At 69.5% G+C, this 17797-nt stretch carries 16 protein-coding genes; 6 read left to right on the plus strand and 10 right to left on the minus strand.

Annotated features, from left to right (window positions below; genetic code table 11):
• Nucleotides 1–207: 207 nt before the first annotated feature.
• On the plus strand, nucleotides 208–654 hold the full coding sequence (locus O5O54_RS17280) for a Fur family transcriptional regulator (RefSeq protein WP_279483082.1): 447 nt from the start codon (nucleotides 208–210) through the stop codon (nucleotides 652–654).
• Nucleotides 655–695: 41 nt separating this feature from the next.
• Here the strand turns inward: O5O54_RS17280 and O5O54_RS17285 are convergent, their stop codons facing one another.
• Nucleotides 696–1130 (minus strand): OsmC family protein, encoded by a 435-nt coding sequence (locus tag O5O54_RS17285; protein ID WP_279483083.1) that lies wholly within the window; start codon nucleotides 1128–1130, stop codon nucleotides 696–698.
• Nucleotides 1131–1309: 179 nt separating this feature from the next.
• Between O5O54_RS17285 and O5O54_RS17290 the strand changes: the two genes are divergently transcribed.
• The 4 genes from O5O54_RS17290 to O5O54_RS17305 all read left to right on the plus strand — a co-directional run bounded on the left by O5O54_RS17290 (nucleotide 1310) and on the right by O5O54_RS17305 (nucleotide 4207).
• A complete protein-coding gene (locus tag O5O54_RS17290) occupies nucleotides 1310–2269 on the plus strand; it encodes a tyrosine recombinase XerC (RefSeq protein WP_279483084.1) in 960 nt (319 codons plus the stop codon).
• Between the two features lie 111 nt (nucleotides 2270–2380).
• Nucleotides 2381–3499 carry a TraB/GumN family protein gene (locus O5O54_RS17295; protein ID WP_279483085.1) on the plus strand — a complete coding sequence of 373 codons (1119 nt, stop codon included), beginning with the start codon at nucleotides 2381–2383 and terminating at the stop codon, nucleotides 3497–3499.
• 116 nt (nucleotides 3500–3615) lie between these two features.
• Nucleotides 3616–3894, plus strand: a complete 279-nt coding sequence (locus O5O54_RS17300; RefSeq protein ID WP_279483086.1) for a hypothetical protein — start codon at nucleotides 3616–3618, stop codon at nucleotides 3892–3894.
• Between the two features lie 73 nt (nucleotides 3895–3967).
• Nucleotides 3968–4207, plus strand: a complete 240-nt coding sequence (locus O5O54_RS17305; protein WP_279483087.1) for a hypothetical protein — start codon at nucleotides 3968–3970, stop codon at nucleotides 4205–4207.
• 66 nt (nucleotides 4208–4273) lie between these two features.
• On the opposite strand, the gene lpdA is transcribed toward O5O54_RS17305, so the two are convergent.
• From lpdA to O5O54_RS17350, 9 genes are all read right to left on the minus strand, one after another.
• Nucleotides 4274–5689, minus strand: coding sequence for a dihydrolipoyl dehydrogenase (lpdA, locus tag O5O54_RS17310; RefSeq protein ID WP_279483088.1), 1416 nt, complete (start codon nucleotides 5687–5689; stop codon nucleotides 4274–4276).
• Nucleotides 5690–5719: 30 nt separating this feature from the next.
• Nucleotides 5720–6118: an MAPEG family protein gene (locus O5O54_RS17315; RefSeq protein WP_279483089.1), complete on the minus strand. Its 399-nt coding sequence runs from the start codon at nucleotides 6116–6118 to the stop codon at nucleotides 5720–5722.
• Between the two features lie 85 nt (nucleotides 6119–6203).
• Nucleotides 6204–6962 (minus strand): SDR family oxidoreductase, encoded by a 759-nt coding sequence (locus O5O54_RS17320; protein WP_279483090.1) that lies wholly within the window; start codon nucleotides 6960–6962, stop codon nucleotides 6204–6206.
• A 188-nt stretch (nucleotides 6963–7150) separates the two neighbouring features.
• A complete protein-coding gene (gene odhB, locus O5O54_RS17325; protein WP_279483091.1) occupies nucleotides 7151–8413 on the minus strand; it encodes a 2-oxoglutarate dehydrogenase complex dihydrolipoyllysine-residue succinyltransferase in 1263 nt (420 codons plus the stop codon).
• A 51-nt stretch (nucleotides 8414–8464) separates the two neighbouring features.
• Nucleotides 8465–11473 carry a 2-oxoglutarate dehydrogenase E1 component gene (locus O5O54_RS17330; protein WP_279483092.1) on the minus strand — a complete coding sequence of 1003 codons (3009 nt, stop codon included), beginning with the start codon at nucleotides 11471–11473 and terminating at the stop codon, nucleotides 8465–8467.
• A gap of 235 nt (nucleotides 11474–11708) precedes the next feature.
• Nucleotides 11709–12614: a succinate--CoA ligase subunit alpha gene (gene sucD / locus O5O54_RS17335; protein ID WP_279483093.1), complete on the minus strand. Its 906-nt coding sequence runs from the start codon at nucleotides 12612–12614 to the stop codon at nucleotides 11709–11711.
• A 53-nt stretch (nucleotides 12615–12667) separates the two neighbouring features.
• Nucleotides 12668–13858 (minus strand): ADP-forming succinate--CoA ligase subunit beta, encoded by a 1191-nt coding sequence (sucC, locus tag O5O54_RS17340; protein ID WP_279483094.1) that lies wholly within the window; start codon nucleotides 13856–13858, stop codon nucleotides 12668–12670.
• A gap of 395 nt (nucleotides 13859–14253) precedes the next feature.
• Nucleotides 14254–15456, minus strand: a complete 1203-nt coding sequence (gene zapE / locus O5O54_RS17345) for a cell division protein ZapE (RefSeq protein WP_279483095.1) — start codon at nucleotides 15454–15456, stop codon at nucleotides 14254–14256.
• A 127-nt stretch (nucleotides 15457–15583) separates the two neighbouring features.
• Entirely contained in the window at nucleotides 15584–16126 is a 543-nt protein-coding gene (locus O5O54_RS17350) for a protease inhibitor Inh/omp19 family protein (protein WP_279483096.1), read from the minus strand.
• 298 nt (nucleotides 16127–16424) lie between these two features.
• On the opposite strand from O5O54_RS17350, the gene O5O54_RS17355 reads away from it, so the two are divergent.
• Entirely contained in the window at nucleotides 16425–17789 is a 1365-nt protein-coding gene (locus tag O5O54_RS17355) for a dicarboxylate/amino acid:cation symporter (protein WP_279483097.1), read from the plus strand.
• Nucleotides 17790–17797 lie beyond the last annotated feature (8 nt).

The following is a 17797-nucleotide window of genomic DNA, read 5'->3' on the forward strand; positions in this document are numbered from 1 at the left end:
ATGGGAAATCGTCGCGGTATCAACGCCTTGTCGTGTGGGCTATCCGTCAGCTGCCTGTCAGAGCTTCGATACGCCGGACGGAATCGGTCCCGAATCTTTCCCCAGCGGAGACTCGGCGAGGGGTTTTCGGGCGCCGGGGATGCCGACGTTCCCCTTCCCCGTGCCTGCCCCGTTTTCCCGCCCCCGCCGATCCGCTAAGAAGCGGCCATGACGACGACCCGCCCTTCGCCGCCCGGCCCGGTGCCGCCGGACTACGAGACGCTCCTGCGCGAGGCGGGCGTGCGCATCACCCGTCCGCGCCGCACGATCATCGCCATCCTGCGCGAGCACCCCGATCATCCCGACGCGCTCGAGATCTTCCGCCGGGCCTCGGCGGTCGACCCCTCCATCTCCCTGTCGACCGTCTATCGGACGATGCGACTCCTGGAGGAGAAGGGAGCGATCCACCGCCATGCCTTCGGCAACGGTCCCTCACGTTTCGAACAGGCGGACGGCGAGCACCACGACCACCTGATCGACATCGACACGGGCGATGTGATCGAGTTCTCGTCCGACCGGATCGAGGCGCTGCAGGACGAGGTGGCGCGATCGCTCGGCTACGAGATCGTGTTCCACCGGCTGGAACTCTACGGACGCAAGCGGCGCCCGGAGTGACCGGACAGGTCCGCAGACGAGCGGACCCGCGGCCTTTCGCGTCAGACGAGCTTGGCGTCGAGGCTCACCTCGATGGCGCCCAGCGCCTTGGAGATCGGGCAGCCGGCCTTCGCCTTGTCGGCGAGTTGCTGGAACGTGCCGTCCTCGATGCCGGGCACGCGCGCTTCCAGCGTGATCTTCGAGGAGCGGACCTCGAACCCGCCGTCGGCCTGCTCGACGCTTACCACGGCGCGCGCCTTGAGTTCGTCCGCCGGCGTGCCGTTCTCGGCGAGGAAGTGCGAGAGCTGCATGGCGAAGCAGCCCGCGTGGGCCGCCGCCAGCAGCTCTTCCGGATTGGTGCCCGACTTGCCGCTCTCGTCCTCGAAGCGGGCCTTGAAGGAATAGCCGTGGGCGTCGAGGGCGCCGGACTGGGTGGTCAGCGTGCCGCGACCGTCCGCGAGCGCGCCGTTCCAGATAGCGGTGGCATGACGTTTCATGGATCTTCTTCCCTTCTCTGCGCCGCGCGAGGGCGGCGGCTTGGATCTCGGGGCCACGGCAACCTTGCCGGGGCGCTCTCGGCGAAATGGGCCGGGGCGGTGTTTCGTCCAGCCGCAACGCTCCCTTTACCTCTCGGCGGTGAGGTGGTCCTGTTCGAGCGAACCACGAGACCCCGCCCATGTCCGAGCCCCTCCTCGTCTCCGCCACCGCTCCGCTCCTCGCCCTCAAGGCCGCCTGGCTCGATCGGCTGGGCGTCGAGCGCCACGGGGCCAGGCTGACGATCGACGCCTACGAGCGGGACGTGCGTCAGTTCCTGCAGTTCCTCGGCCGCTACCACGGACGACCGGCCGAGCCCGGCGACCTCGCCGCCCTGTCGGCGATCGACCTGCGCGCCTTTCTCGCCGAGCGGCGGCGCGAGGGGATCGGGCCGCGCAGCCTCAACCGCATCCTCTCGGGCATCCGCTCCTTCGTGCGCTTCCTGGAGCGCGAGGGCCTGGCCTCCTCGGCCGGTCCCGCCGCCATGCGCGCGCCGAAGCAACCCAAGTCGTTGCCGCGCCCCCTGCCCGTCGCCGACGCGCTGGCCGTGACGGAGGAAGCCGGCGCCATGGCGTCCGAGCCCTGGATCGCGGCGCGCAACGTCGCCGTGCTGACCCTCCTCTACGGCTGCGGGTTGCGCATCTCGGAGGCGCTCGGGCTCGAAGGCGACGCGCTGCGCGACGAGACGGCGCGTTCGATGACCATCACCGGCAAGGGGCGCAAGCAGCGCCTGGTGCCGCTCCTGCCGGCCGTGACGCAGGCCGTGGCCGAGTATCGCCGGCTCTGCCCCTTCGATCTCGCCGCCGGCGAGCCGCTGTTCCGCGGCGCGCGGGGCGGGCCGCTGCGCCCGCAGATCGTGCAGGCCGAGATGGCGCGGCTGCGCGGGCTCCTCGGCCTTCCCTCGTCCGCGACGCCCCACGCGCTGCGCCATTCCTTCGCGACACATCTCCTCGCCAAGGGCGGAGACCTGCGCACCATCCAGGACCTCCTCGGCCACGCCTCCCTGTCCTCGACGCAGATCTACACCGCGGTGGACGGGGTGCGGCTGCTCCAGGCCTTCGAGGACGCCCATCCCCGCGCCCGGCGCGCCCGCGCGGGCTGACCCGCCGTATCACGGCCGCCGCCTTCAGCATTTCGTCGGATTTTGCCGCTAGACATGCATCCCGCCCGGCGCCGTGCCGGCCGACCCGACGATCGCGGGACCCGAGGTCCGATGACGAAACGCCCCTTGCGCAGCGCCCTGCCGCTGATCCTCTCGGCGCTGCCGCACCTGTTTCCGCTCGCCGTCTGCATCGCGCTCCTGCTCGCTGCCGCGGTCTCGGCGGCGGACGCGCAGGAGCGTCCGGCAGCTTTGCAGGAGCGTCCGGCAGCCGTCCAGGAACGTCCCGCCGCGCTCGCCTGCACGCAGGGGCGCAGCCTCCTGCCGGACCTCGAGGCCAAGGGCGCTATGCCCGACCTCGTGCGCGAGGCCGCCTCCACGATCAACGGCGAAGGGCGCCTCTACCGGATCGAGCGCGAAGGGCTCGCCCCTTCCTTCCTGTTCGGCACCATGCACCTGTCGGACCCGCGCATCCTCGCGCTGCCGGCGGCGGCCGAGGCCGCGCTGGCGCAGGCACGGGGCGTCGTGATCGAGACCACCGACATCCTCGACCCGCAGCGCATGGCCGCGACGCTCCTGTCGCGCGCCGACCTTACCATCCTGCCGCCCGGCCACACCCTGGCCGAGGTGGTCGGGCCGGACGGCATGGCCGACGTCCTGCCGCTTCTCGAAGCGCGCGGCACGCCGGCCGCCGCCGTCGCCCGCCTCCAGCCTTGGTTCGTGGCGGCCGGGCTGATGATGCCGGACTGCGAGGTGAAGCGGACGGCGGGCGGCGCCAAGGTGCTCGACGTCGCCATCGCCGAGCGGGCGAAAGGCGAAGGGCTTGAGCTGGAGGGGCTGGAATCGGCCGCCGAGCAGTTGGAGGCTCTCGCCTCCATGCCGCTCGACCTCCAGGCCGACAATCTCGTGGCGACCGTCGAACTCGCCGACCGGCTGCCCGACATCTTCGAGACCATGATCGCGCTCTATCTCGACGGCCGGATCGCCCTGATCGGCCCGGCCACCGAGCGCGCCCTGCCGTCCGGAACGGACGAGGCGTCCTCGCTCGCCGTCACCCAGGCCTTCGAGGACCGCGTGGTCCATCGCCGCAACGCGCTGATGGCCGAGCGGCTCCGGCCGATTCTGGCCAAGGGCGGCCGGTTCGTGGCCGTCGGCGCCCTCCACCTGCCGGGCGAGACCGGCCTCGTCGAGGGACTGCGCCGGACCGGCTGGACCGTGACGCGGGCGGACTGAGAACCGCCTGACGGGATTGCCGGGAACGCAGGGCGCGGGGGCCGAGTTGAGGGGGGATGATCAGGCCGCCGGCTTCCCGCGCGTTTCGCGCGGCACGGCGGCGCGGAGGTTTCCCCATGCGCGCTGCGCTTCCTCTTGTCGCCCTTCTTCTCCTGACCGGCTGCACCGCCGTCGATGGTCCGGTGTCCGGCCCGCCGATCGGCCTTGCGCCGGCGTCCTACCGTCCGCCCGTGCGGCCGGGCTGCGACAATTACGCCGACCAGACGGCGCGCAACACCTACGAGAACCTGTCGGACGCGCGCGACGGCTTCGGCTCCAACGCCCTGGCGCGCGTTCAGGCCGAGCGGGACGGCGAGCGGGCCTATCGCCGCTGCGTCGAGGGACGGCGCTCCTGACGGATTCGAAAGGTGACAGGGCCGTCCGATGGGTTCACACTCCCGTCGTGATCCATCTCGGGAGGATGAACGGATGTCGCGATACCGGATCGAAACGGGACGGGTGGACGGGTCGGCCTGGGTGCCGGGGCCGTTTCACGACGCGATCAACGCGGTGACGGACCAGCAGGCGGTGGGCGCGGTGCGCGAGGTGCTGACGCGCTCGGGATTCGCCGACGACTGGGGCGACCATGCCCGCGTGCTCGACGGCGAGCGTCACGAGATCGCCCGGCTTCCCCTCGACCAGGGCTTCTGGGCCGGCGGCAACGCCTGACGAACGAAAAGGGGCGGCGCACCGGATGCGCCGCCCCTTTTGCTTGGAGTAGGATCGCCGATCCGGTCAGACGTGGATCGGCTTGGCGAAGGCGGCGAAGGCGGCCTCGCGCACGGCTTCCGACATCGTGGGATGGGCGTGGCAGGTGCGCGCCAGATCCTCGGCCGAGCCGCCGAACTCCATCAGGACCGCGATCTCGGCGATCATGTCGCCCGCGCCGAAGCCGACGATATGGCCGCCGAGCACCTTGTCGGTCCGCGCGTCGGTCAGAACCTTCACGAAGCCGTCGGTCTGGAGCATGGCGCGCGCGCGCCCGTTCGCCATGAAGGGGAACTTGCCGACCTTGTAGTCGACGCCTTCCGCCTTCAGCTCCTCTTCCGTCTTGCCGACGGAGGCGATCTCGGGCGAGGTGTAGACCACCGAAGGAATGACGCCGTAGTTCACGTGGCCCGCCTGGCCGGCCAGGATCTCGGCGAGCGCGATGCCCTCGTCCTCGGCCTTGTGGGCCAGCATCGGTCCTTTCACGACGTCGCCGATCGCGTAGATGCCGGGCACGCTGGTCTGATAGTGCGCGTCGATCTCGACCCGGCCCGCCTTGTCGCGCGCGACGCCCGCCTCGTCGAGGCCGAGCCCTTCGGTGAAGGGGCGGCGGCCCGTCGCGATCAGCACGACCTCGGCCTCCAGCGTCTCGGCCGCGCCGCCCTTGGCCGGCTCGAAGGTGACCGAGGCGCCCGATTCCGTCTTGGCGACGGCGGTCACCTTGGCGCCGAGCTTGAAGGTGAAGCCCTGCTTCACGAGGAGCTTCTGGAACTGGGTGGACACCTCGCCGTCCATCGGCCCAAGGATCTTGTCGAGATACTCCACCACCGTGACGCGGGCGCCGAGGCGCGACCAGACCGAGCCGAGCTCGAGGCCGATCACGCCGCCGCCGACGACGACCATCGAGGCCGGAACCTTCGAGAGCGCGATCGCGTGGTCGGACGAGACGATCGTCTGGCCGTCGAAGGCGACGTCGAGGCCCGGAATGCCGGCGACTTCGGACCCGGTGGCGATGCAGATGGCCTTGGTGGCGAGCGTGCGCTTGGCGCCGTCCGCGCCCGTCACCTCGACCTCGCCCGCCTTGACGATGCGCCCCGTGCCAGTGATGCCCTCGATCTTGTTCTTGCGGAACAGGAAGGCGACGCCGTCGACATTGGCCTTCACCGTCTTGTCCTTGTGGCCGAGCATGGTCGGCAGGTCGAGCTCGGGCGCCACCTTGATGCCGAGGTCGGCGAAGGAATGGCCGGCTTCCGCGAACATCTCCGAGGCATGGAGCAGGGCCTTGGACGGGATGCAGCCGACATTGAGGCAGGTGCCGCCGTAGGTCTGGCGCTTCTCCACCACGGCCACTTTCAGGCCGAGCTGGGCGGCCTTGATGGCGCCGACATAGCCGCCGGGGCCGGAGCCGATGACGACGAGATCGAAGGAGGAGGTGTCGGACATGATGTCGGGTCTTCTCGAAGTTGGGACTGTCTAGAGGAAGCGGATGAGCATCAGGAGGAGGCCGAGCATCGAGGCCGCCCATGCCAGGCTGCGCACGTATCGCACGCCGAAGAGATAGAGGGGCACGTAGACGATGCGCGCGACGAACCAGAGGATCGCGCCCGCCTCGCCGATCCCGCCGGTGCGCCCCGACACGGCAAGGCCGAGCGCGAGCGCCACGAAGGCGGGATAGGTTTCCTGGAAGTTCGCCAGCGACCGCGCCGCGCGGCCGGCCTTCTCACCCAGCGGCTTGGCCTCGCCGTCGCGCGGGCCGGCGTTCCAGTCGAGCCCCCGTTCCTGGGTCGCCAGCCGCCCCTGCAGCATGATCTGGGCGACGAGGAGGACGACGGACCAGCCGAGAAGGGCGAGTTCGGTAGGGAGGGATGTCATGGGTGCCCGAGCCTTGGCTGCGAGGCGGGTGCCGCCTCTCCTGCCGGAGCACTTGGAACGGGAAGCGCGGAAGGAAACAAGGGCCTCACGGCAGGATCGCCCGTCCGCCGGACACGTCGAGGATCGTGCCGGTGGAATAGGTGGCGTCGTCCGATGCGAGCCACAGGATCGCGCGGGCGACCTCCTCGGCGCTGCCGGGCCGGCGCATGGGAAGGCCGGGTGTCATCTCGGCGACGCGGTTCGGCAGGCCGCCGGAGGCGTGGATGTCGGTCTCGATGATGCCGGGACGCACGGCGCAGACGCGCACGCCCTCCGCGGCCACTTCCTTTGCAAGGCCGATGGTGAAGCTGTCGATCGCGCCCTTGGCGGCGGCATAGTCGACATACTGGCCCGCCGCGCCGAGCTTGGCCGCGGCCGAGGTCAGGTTGACGATGACACCGCCCTGCCCGCTGCGCCCCGTGGCCATGCGGCGCACGGCCTCCCGGGCGCAGAGGATCGAGCCGATCGTGTTGATGCGGAACATGCGCTCGAGGCGCTGCAGATCCATGTCGGCGACAGTCGCCGGCTGGTCCACGACGCCCGCGTTGTTGACGAGGACCGCAAGGCGGCCCAACCGGTCGGCGGCCGCGAAGATCGCGAGCACGTCCGCTTCCGAGCCGACGTCGCCGCGCACCGTTTCCGCCTGCGCGCCGGCCGCACGGATCTCGGCCGCCACGCTCTCGGCGGCCTCGGCATTGGCGGCGTAGTTGACGAGCACCGTGTAGCCCGCCGCGCCGGCGAGCCGCGCGGTCGCGGCCCCGATCCCGCGCGAGCCTCCCGTGACGATCATGACCCGCTCAGACATGGCGTAAGTCTCCCGTTGGCATCGTAAAGGCGATGGTGGCTTGCCCGGTGGCGGGTTGGAGAAGCTCCCGGCTCAACTCGGCTCCCGGGGACTGTTCCACGTGAAACATTCCGCTGGGCGGATTTCGGCAGACCGTCCGATCATGGGGACGGGCGCCGAGGGACGAGCCGCCGGCGCCCGCGTTGTCTTTAGAGGTCGAGGACCAGACGCTCCGGGTCCTCCAGCGAGTCCTTGACCCGCACGAGGAAGGTCACGGCTTCCTTGCCGTCGACGATCCGGTGATCGTAGGACAGCGCGAGATACATCATCGGGCGGATCACGATCTGGCCGCCGACGACCATCGGACGTTCCTGGATCTTGTGCATGCCGAGGATGCCCGACTGCGGCGCGTTCAGGATCGGCGTCGACATCAGCGAGCCGTAGACGCCGCCGTTGGTGATCGTGAACGTGCCGCCCTGCATGTCGGCCATGGTGAGCTGGCCGTCGCGCGCGAGCTTGGCCAGACGCCCGAGCTCCTTCTCGATCTCGGCGATCGACATCTGGTCGGCGTCGCGGATGACCGGCACCACGAGGCCCTTGTCCGTGCCGACGGCCATGCCGACATGGGCGTAGTTCTTGTAGATGATGTCGGTGCCGTCGATCTCGGCGTTCACCGCCGGGATCTCCTTCAGGGCGTGGGTGATCGCCTTGGTGAAGAAGCCCATGAAGCCGAGCTTCACGCCATGCTTCTTCTCGAAGATGTCCTTGTACTTGGCGCGCAGCGACATGACCGCCGACATGTCCACCTCGTTGAAGGTGGTCAGCATCGCCGCCGTGTCCTGCGCGTCCTTGAGGCGGCGCGCGATGGTCTGGCGGAGCTTGGTCATGCGCACGCGCTCTTCGCGGCTCGCGTCGTCGGCCGAGGAGGCCGGGCGCGGGGCGGCGGGCGCCTTGGCCTGCGCCGGGGCCGACGAGCCCTTGGCGATGGCGTCGATGACGTCGCCCTTCAGCACCTGGCCGCGCTTGCCCGAACCTTCGACGTCCGAGGCCTGGAGGCCCTTCTCGGCCATCAGCTTGGCGGCCGACGGAGCCGGGCTCGTGCCGCCACCGTTGCCGGCGGGGGCCGCCGGGGCCGTGGAGGCGTTGCCGTAGCCTTGCGTCGCGGCCGGCTCGGGGGCCTTGGGCGTCTCCGCCTTCGGCGCGTCGGCCTTGGGCGCCGAGGCGCCGCCGGCCGCACCCTCGCCGATCATCGCGATCAGCGCGCCGACCTCGACCGTCTCGCCTTCCTTGACGAGGATCTCCGACAGGACGCCGGCAGCCGGCGCCGGGACCTCGACCGTGACCTTGTCGGTCTCCAGCTCGGCGATCGTCTCGTCCTGCGCGACGGTGTCGCCCGCCTTCTTGAACCACTGGCCGATCGTGGCCTCGGTGACGGATTCGCCAAGGGTGGGGACTTTGACTTCGGTGCTCATCGGGATCTCATCTGAAAAGGGTGTCGGGGGAAAGGGCGGGCGAGGCGGCCGTCAGGCCGCCGCGTTCCCCAGCGCTTCCTCCAGGAAGGCTTCGAGCTGGGCGATGTGCTTGGACATGGTGCCGACGGCGGGCGAAGCCGCGGCCTGGCGCCCGGCATAGCGCGCCCGGCGCTTTTCCGTGCCGATCCGGTCGAGCACCCATTCGAGATAGGGCTCGATGAAGCTCCAGGCGCCCATGTTCTTGGGCTCCTCCTGGCACCAGACGATCTCGGCTTGGCGGAAGCGCGACAGCTCGTTGATCAGGGCCTTCGCCGGGAACGGATAGAGCTGCTCGACGCGCAGGAGATAGATGTCGTCGATGCCGCGCTTCTCGCGCTCCTCCAGAAGGTCGTAATAGACCTTGCCGGTGCACAGCACGACGCGGCGGATGTCCTTGTCCTTCTTGAGCTTCACCGAGACCGAGTTTGGCTTCATCTCGGCGTCGTCCCACAGGAGACGGTGGAACGTCGTGTCGCCGGCGAGTTCCGACAGGTCCGAGGTCGCGCGCTTGTGGCGGAGGAGGGACTTCGGCGTCATCAGGATCAGGGGCTTGCGGAAGTCGCGCTTCATCTGCCGGCGCAGGATGTGGAAGTAGTTGGCCGGCGTCGTGCAGTTGGCGACCTGCATGTTGTCCTGGGCGCAGGCCTGGAGGAAGCGTTCGAGGCGCGCGGAGGAGTGCTCCGGCCCCTGCCCCTCGTAGCCGTGCGGCAAGAGCATCACGAGGCCCGACATGCGCAGCCACTTGGCCTCTCCGCTAGAGATGAACTGGTCGATGACGACCTGCGCGCCGTTCACGAAGTCGCCGAACTGGGCTTCCCAGAGCGTCAGCGCGTTCGGCTCGGCTAGGCTGTATCCGTATTCGAAGCCGAGCACGGCCTCTTCCGAGAGCATCGAGTTGATGACCTCGTAATTGGCCTGCCCCTTCACGAGGTGGGACAGCGGGATGTAGCGGCTTTCGTCGCGCTGGTCGTAGAGGACCGAGTGGCGCTGCGAGAAGGTGCCGCGCTCCGAATCCTGGCCCGACAGACGGATCGGCGTGCCTTCGGCCAGAAGCGAGGCGAAGGCCAGCGCCTCGCCGGTCGCCCAGTCGAGGTTCTCACCGGTTTCGATCGCCTTGGCGCGGTTGTCGAGGAAGCGGCCGATGGTCTTGTGGACCTCGAAGCCCTCCGGCACCTCGGTCAGCTTCTGGCCTAGCTCCTTCAGCGTCTTGACCGGCACGCCGGTCGTGCCGCGGCGCTGCTCGTCCTCGTCGTCGGCGCGGCGCAGGCCCGACCAGGCGCCGTCCAGCCAGTCGGCCTTGTTCGGGTTGTAGCTCTGGCCGGCGTCGTACTCGCCGTCGAGCTGCGTGCGGAACTCCGCCTTGCGCGCCTCGACGTCGGCCTCGGTCAGGACGCCCGCCTCGACGAGGCGCTTGGTGTAGATCTCGAGCGTCGTCTTATGCTCGCGGATCTTGCGGTACATGATCGGCTGCGTGAAGCCGGGCTCGTCGCCTTCGTTGTGGCCGAAGCGGCGGTAGCAGAACATGTCCACCACCACCGGCTTGTGGAAGGTCTGCCGGTATTCGATGGCGATCTTCGCGGCGTAGGTCACGGCTTCCGGGTCGTCGCCGTTGACGTGGAAGATCGGCGCCTCGACCATCTTCGCGACGTCCGACGGGTAGGGCGAGGAGCGCGAGAAGCGCGGATTGGTGGTGAAGCCGATCTGGTTGTTGATGATGAAGTGCAGGGTGCCGCCGACGCGGTGGCCCTTGAGGCCCGACAGGCCGAAGCACTCGGCGACGACCCCCTGGCCGGCGAAGGCCGCGTCGCCGTGGATGAGGAGCGGCAGGACCTGGTTGCGCACTTCCTGCGGCACGACCTCGGTGCGGGTGCGACCGCCGCCGAGCTGGTCCTGCTTGGCGCGCGCCTTGCCCATGACGACCGGGTTGACGATCTCCAGATGCGACGGGTTGGCCGTCAGCGACAGGTGGACGGAGTTGTTGTCGAACTCGCGGTCCGCCGAGGCGCCGAGATGGTACTTGACGTCGCCCGAGCCCTCGACGTCTTCCGGCTTGTAGGAGCCGCCCTTGAACTCGTGGAAGATGGCGCGGCGCGGCTTGCCCATGACCTGGGCGAGCACGTTGAGGCGACCGCGATGGGCCATGCCCAGCACGATCTCCTTGAGGCCCATCTGGCCGCCGCGCTTGATGATCTGCTCAAGCGCCGGGATCAGCGCCTCGCCGCCGTCGAGGCCGAAGCGCTTGGTGCCCTTGTACTTGACGTCCAGGAACTTCTCGAAGCCCTCGGCCTCGATCAGCTTGTTGAGGATGGCGCGCTTGCCCTGGTCGGTGAACTCGACGCCCTTGCCCGCGCCTTCCATGCGCTCCTGGATCCACTGCTTCTCGGCAGGGTTGGAGATGTGCATGAACTCGACGCCGACCGTGCCGCAATAGGTGCGCTGGAGGATGTCGACCATCTGGCGGACGGTCGCGTACTCCATGCCGAGCACGTTGTCGATGAAGATGCGGCGGTCGAGATCGGCTTCCGTGAAGCCGTAGTTCTCCGGGGACAGCTCGTTGTAGTCGTCCTCCGGGGCGGCGAGGCCGAGAGGGTCGAGCTTGGCGTGGAGATGGCCGCGCACGCGATAGGCGCGGATCAGCATCAGGGCACGGACCGAATCGCGCGTCGCCTGCAGGATCGCAGCCTCGGACGGGGCCTCGCCCTTGGGCGCGGCGGCCGCCGCCTTGTCGCGCAGCTTCTTCTCGACGCGGATCTCCGCCTCGCCCCAGTTGCCGTCGAGCGCGGCGACGAGTTCGCCGTTCGGCGTCACCGGCCAGTTGGACTTCGTCCAGGACGGCCCTTCGGCGTTCTTGACGACGGTCGCCTTGTCGTCGGCGACCTCGCCGAAGAAGGCGCGCCACTCGGCCGGCACCGACGACGGGTCGCGCTCGTAGGCGGCGGCCAGCGTTTCGATGTAGTCGGCATTGCCGCCGTAGAGGAAGGAGGTCGCCGCGAAGGTCTCGTTCGCCGGATTGCGTGCCATGATGATGACAAAGCGGCCCCCGCCGTTTCGCGGACGCCGTCTCCCTGAAAGATGATCGGAGGCGGAGGCGTCAGGCTCTCCGCCGCTCACTCGAACGCGTTCGGCTCGTCGACACCCCGAAGACGGGGCGGCCGCGCGGGCCGGAACGCCGCGCGGCTGGCATTTCGTATCATTCCGGCCAGATAGGGGCGCGATCGTTAAAAATCGAATGATCGCGCCCGCAAACCGGTGGTTTTCAGCCCTTGAGCACTTCCACCAGCGTCTTGCCGAGGCGGGCCGGCGAGGGCGAAACCTTGATCCCGGCGCTTTCCATGGCCGCGATCTTGGATTCCGCGTCGCCCTTGCCGCCCGAGACCACCGCGCCGGCATGGCCCATGGTGCGGCCCTTGGGCGCCGTGCGGCCCGCGATGAAGCCGGCCATCGGCTTCTTGCGGCCGCGCTTGGCCTCGTCGATCAGGAACTGCGCGGCGTCCTCCTCGGCCGAGCCGCCGATCTCGCCGATCATGATGATCGACTGGGTCTCGTCGTCGGCGAGGAACATCTCGAGGACGTCGATGAACTCGGTGCCCTTGACCGGATCGCCGCCGATGCCGACGGCCGTGGTCTGGCCCAGGCCCTCGTTGGTGGTCTGGAACACCGCCTCGTAGGTCAGGGTGCCGGAGCGCGAGACGATGCCGACATTGCCCTTCTTGAAGATCGAGCCCGGCATGATGCCGATCTTGCACTCCTCGGGCGTCAGGATACCCGGGCAGTTCGGGCCGAGAAGGCGCGACTTCGACTTCTCCAGGCGCGCCTTGACGCGCACCATGTCGAGCACCGGAATGCCTTCCGTGATGCAGACGATGAAGGGCACTTCGGCCTCGATCGCCTCGATGATGGCGTCGGCGGCGCCCGCCGGGGGCACGTAGATGACCGAGGCGTCGGCGCCGGTGCGCTCGCGCGCCTCGGCGACGGACGCGAAGATCGGTAGCGAGGTGCCGTCGACGCCCGAAGACCAGCTCTCGCCGCCCTTCTTCGGGTGGATGCCGCCCACCATCTTGGTGCCGTAGTAGGCGAGCGCCTGCTCGGTGTGGAAGGTGCCGGTCTTGCCGGTCAGGCCCTGGACGAGGACCTTGGTGTTCTTATCGACGAGGATGGACATGGTGTCTTCTTTAGACTCCGGAAAAGGGATCGACGGGCGAGAGAACGGCGCGGTTACTTGACCGCCGCCACGATCTTCTGCGCGGCGTCGTCGAGGTCGTCGGCGGCCGTGATGGCGAGGCCGCTCTCGTTGAGGATCTTCTTGCCGAGGTCGACATTCGTGCCTTCGAGGCGCACGACAAGCGGAACCTTGAGGCCGACTTCCTTCACCGCCGCGACCACGCCTTCCGCGATCACGTCGCAGCGCATGATGCCGCCGAAGATGTTGATGAGGATGCCCTGCACCGCCGGATCGGCCGTGATGATCTTGAAGGCCGCCGCGACCTTTTCCTTCGACGCGCCGCCGCCGACGTCGCAGAAGTTCGCCGGCTCCTTGCCGTAGAGCTTGATGATGTCCATCGTCGCCATGGCGAGACCGGCGCCGTTGACCATGCAGCCGATGTTGCCGTCGAGCGCGACATAGGCGAGGTCCCACTCGGAGGCCTCGATCTCCTTGGCGTCCTCCTCGGTCTCGTCGCGCAGCGCCTTCATGTCGTCGTGGCGGAACAGCGCGTTGCCGTCGAAGGAGACCTTCGCATCCAGCACCCGGAGGTGGCCGTCGGTCATGACGATCAAGGGGTTCACCTCGAGGAGCGCCATGTCCTTGTCGGTGAAGGCCTTGTAGAGCGCCGGGAAGAGGGACTTGGCGTCCTCACGGGCGGCACCCTCGAGGCCGTAGGCGTCCGAGATCCTGGCAACGTCCGCGTCGGTGACGCCCGTCTCCGGGTCGATCGCGACGGTGATGATCTTCTCCGGCGTGTCGTGAGCGACCGCCTCGATGTCCATGCCGCCTTCCGTCGAGACCACGAAGGCGACGCGGCCGACCGAGCGGTCGACGAGCAGCGAGCAGTAGAGCTCGCGGGCGATGTCGGCGCCGTCCTCGATGTAGAGGCGGTTCACCTGCTTGCCGGCATCGCCCGTCTGGGCGGTGACGAGCGTATGCCCAAGCATCTCCGTCGCGTGGGCTACGGCTTCCTCGACGGACTTGGCCAGGCGCACGCCGCCCTTGGCGTCGGGGCCCAGTTCCTTGAACTTGCCCTTGCCGCGACCGCCGGCATGGATCTGCGACTTCACGACATAGAGCGGGCCGGGGAGCTGCCGGGCGGCGGCCTCGGCCTCGGAGGCGCTGGTGATCGCGACGCCCGAGGCGACCGGGGCGCCGAAGCCCTTGAGGACCTGCTTGGCCTGATACTCGTGGATGTTCATGAAAGCTTCCCGTCTCGGATGGGTGCGAGGGACGAAGGAGAATGGGTCGGGGCGCAGGGCTGCCCGTCCGTCCACGCGCCCGGCGCCGCGAACGGGCGCGAAGGCGTGAGAGGCGGAAGGGTTCTCGTCATCGGACGCCCTGGTTTCCCGAAAAAGCGGCGGACGCTGCGGCCCCCCGGACAAGGGCGGATTCCGAACCGCCCCGGTGCGATGGGGCGGGCTCGGGTTTCCCTCGTGTCGGGCAGGGGGATAGCCCGACCGGCCGCCGCGCGCAATGGCCGCGCGCCACGTCGAACAAATTCAACCGGTTAGGCTATGCGGGGATTACGTAAGCGTCAATCGGTTCCGGCCATGATTCCAACGGTGTGCCGCGGACCGGCCTTGTCGGAAAATTTTCACGCGCCGGGCGCGTCGGCGGCCGTTCCCGCCGCCGCGCGGCGGCGTTCGGCCTCCTCCAGATAGGCGTCCGAGCGCATTTCGATCAGGCGCGAGACCGTGCGGTCGAACTCGAAGGCCTCCGTGCCGCTCGGGGCTCGGTAGAGATCCTCGGCGGGCGCGGCGGCCGAGACGACGATGCGCCGGTGCGCGTCGTAGAGCGTGTCGACGAGAAGGATGAACCGCTTGGCTTCGTTTCTCTCCCCTGCCCCGATCACCGGCACCCCGTCCACCATCAGCGTATGGTAGCGGGCTGCGAGCGCCAGGAAGTCGGCGGCGCCGAGCGGCCTGGAGCAGAGGTCGGCGAAGGAGAAGCGCGCCGCCCCGGCGCCCGCGCGCGGCACCGCGATCGAGCGTCCGCGAAAGGGCAGCGTCTCCGGGGCCTCGGCCGCGCCTGCCAGGATCGAGCGCCAGAGCGCGTCCATGCGCCGCTCGGCCTCAGGCCCCAGCGGAGTGACATAAAGGTCGCCCGCGCCGATCGTCTCCATCCGGTAGTCGGTCGGCGCGTCGAGGAACAGGATGTCGGTATGCGCCTTCAACGTGTCGACGAAGGGCAGGAAGAGCGGCCGGTTCAGCCCGTTGCGGTAGAGATCGTCCGGCGCGACGTTGGACGTCGCGACCAGCGTCAGCCCGCGGGCGAACAGGGCGTCGAAGAGGCGCGACAGGATCATCGCGTCGGCGATGTCGGTGACGGTGAACTCGTCGAAGCACAGAAGCCGCGTCTCGGCGGCGACCGTCTCGGCCACCGGCCCGATCGGATCGTCGCCCTTGGCCTCGCCCGCCTTCACCGCCGTGCGGTGGGCGTTGATGCGCCCGTGCATCTCGGCCATGAACTCGTGGAAGTGCAGGCGGCGCTTCTGTTCGACCGGCGCCGTGTCGAAGAAGAGGTCCATCAGCATGGACTTGCCGCGCCCGACCGAGCCGTGGATATAGACGCCGCGCGGCGCGGGGGGCCGTTCGCGCCGGCCGAAGAGCCAGCCGAGCGCGCTGGATTTGGCCGGCAGCGCCGCCGCCTTCAGCTCGCGCCCCAGCCGATCCAGGCGGTCTGCGACGCCGGCCTGCACCGCATCCTCGCGCAACCGCCCCGATCCCACCCGCCGTGCCAGCTCGGCGCGCACCGGACCGCGCTCGGACCCGACTGAGCCGTAGCCTTGATGCGGCATGACACGAGACCTTCTGGAAATGGACGCGCCGGGCGGCCGCGTTTCGGCAGGGGAGCGACGGCCGGGGCCGCGCGTCCGGCCGGCCGAGAGCCGGCGCCGCGAACGGTCGCGGCGCCGGGCCTGCGGATCAGCGGTAGAGGCTGACGGACTGGCCGCCGCTGGTGGTGCCCTCGTAGCGGGTCCCGCCGGTGTTGCTCAGCGTGGCAACGGTGGAGCCGCTGGAGTCCTTCAGGAGAACCTGGCTGCCCGAAACGTCCCAGGCCGAGACGTCGGCGACCTGGCCGGGGCAGCCGCGCGAGGCGGCGCGATAGCCGCCGGTCCACTGGGTGAGCGCCATGAAGATCTGGCAGTTGCCGCCGCCCGACGACACGCGCCACGCGCCGACCAGCCCCTCGCGGGTGACGGGTGCATTGGAGGCGGTCTGGGTCGGGGCCGGCGTCTGGCTCGCGGCGCTCGCGTCGGCCGGCGGCGTGGGCGGCGGGGTCACGGGCGCGGCGGGCGGCGGGGGCGGCGGGGGAAGCTGATTGGAATAGACCTGGCCCGTCGGGGCGGGGCGCAGCGGCGCCGGGCCGCCGACATTGCCGCCGCCGAAGCTCGGCGCGGCCGACTGGCAGCCCGCCAGGGCCACGAGCGCCGCAAGGCCCAAGCCCGTTCTGATCATCTGGGTCATCCCCGTTCCCCGTCTTTCGTTGTCGCGCGGCACTCGCGCGTCGTCCGCATCACTGGCTGTAGAAAGGGTGTTTACCATGTTTCGCAAGCCGAGCGCCCGCAAAAGCCGCCGCCGTCCCCGGTCCTGTGTCCGGCGCGCCACGCCGACACACCGATGCCGGAATTCCCGCGCGCGAAAGAATGTTTCCCTTATGGTCTGCCGCGCGACACGCTCATGCTTCGGCGCGGCGCTGGCCCGGCCCTAGATAGAGCCCATCCGCGCCGGCCTCGAAGGCCGCCGTCCCTTCCGGAGTTTCCCGATGGCCGCTCAAGCCGCCCCCCCCTCGCCGTCCCGGCCGACGAAGCCGCTCTGGACGAATTTCGGCTTCCAGATCCTGGTCGCGCTGGTGCTCGGCATCGTGCTCGGCCTCGTGGCCCGCTCCATGGGGCCGGGTGCGGACGGGCCGAACTGGCTCACACAGACCCTGTCCACCGTCGGCTCCTCCTTCGTGTCGCTGCTGCGCACGGTGGTGCCGGTGCTCGTCTTCACCGCGATCGTCGCCTCCATCGCCAACCTTCGCGCGCTCGACAACGCCGCGCGCCTCGTCTGGCAGACGCTTCTCTGGTTCGCGATCACCGCCTTGATCGCGGTCCTGATCGGCATCGCGCTGGGGCTCGTCTTCCAGCCGGGCCTCTCGACGTCCGTCGCGCGCGAGGCGGCGAGCGCCCCGGCCCGCTCCGGCTCCTGGCTCGACTTCCTGACCGGGCTGATCCCCTCCAACATCCTCGGCCTCCAGGCGTCCACGAGCCTTCGCGAGGGCGGCGCCTCGACCAGCCTCAACTTCAACGTCCTGCAGATCCTCGTGATCTCGATCGCGGTCGGCGTCGCGGCGCTGAAGGTCGGCGAGGCGGCCGAGCCGTTCCTCGCCTTCAACCGGTCCTTCCTGAAGGTCGTGCACAAGGTGCTCTGGTGGATCATCCGCCTGACCCCGATCGCGACCGTCGGCCTCCTCGGCAACGCGGTCGCGGTCTACGGCTGGGAGACGCTGGCCCAGCTCGGCACCTATGCGGTGGCGATCTATGTCGGCCTCGCGCTGGTGCTCTTCGTGGTCTACCCCGCCCTGCTCCTCGCCCACGGCCTCAGCCCCTTGCGATACTTCCAGGGCGCCTGGCCGGCGATCCAGTTCGCCTTCGTGTCGCGCTCCTCCATCGGCACCATGCCGATCACCGAGCGGGTGACGGAGAAGAGCCTCGGCGTGCCGCGCGAATATTCGAGCTTCGCCGTGCCGCTCGGCTCAACCACCAAGATGGACGGCTGCGCCTCCATCTACCCCGCGATCTCCGCGATCTTCGTCGCCCAGTTCTTCGGGGTGCCGCTCGGGATCGAGGACTATCTCCTGATCGTCTTCGTGGCCGTGGTCGGCTCGGCGGCGACGGCAGGCCTGACGGGCGCCACCGTGATGCTGACGCTGACGCTCTCCACCCTCGGCCTGCCGCTCGAAGGCGTCGGCCTCCTGCTCGCCATCGACCCGATCCTCGACATGGGCCGCACGGCGGTCAACGTCGCGGGTCAGGCGCTGGTGCCGACCATCGTCGCCAAGCGCCAGGGGATCCTCGACGAGGCCGCCTACAACCGCGGCGGCACGATCGAGGCCCTGGACGCCTCGCCGGTGCCGGCGGAGTAGGGCCCGGA

It is taken from the genome of Aureimonas sp. SK2 (assembly GCF_029813115.1).
Taxonomy (GTDB): domain Bacteria; phylum Pseudomonadota; class Alphaproteobacteria; order Rhizobiales; family Rhizobiaceae; genus Aureimonas.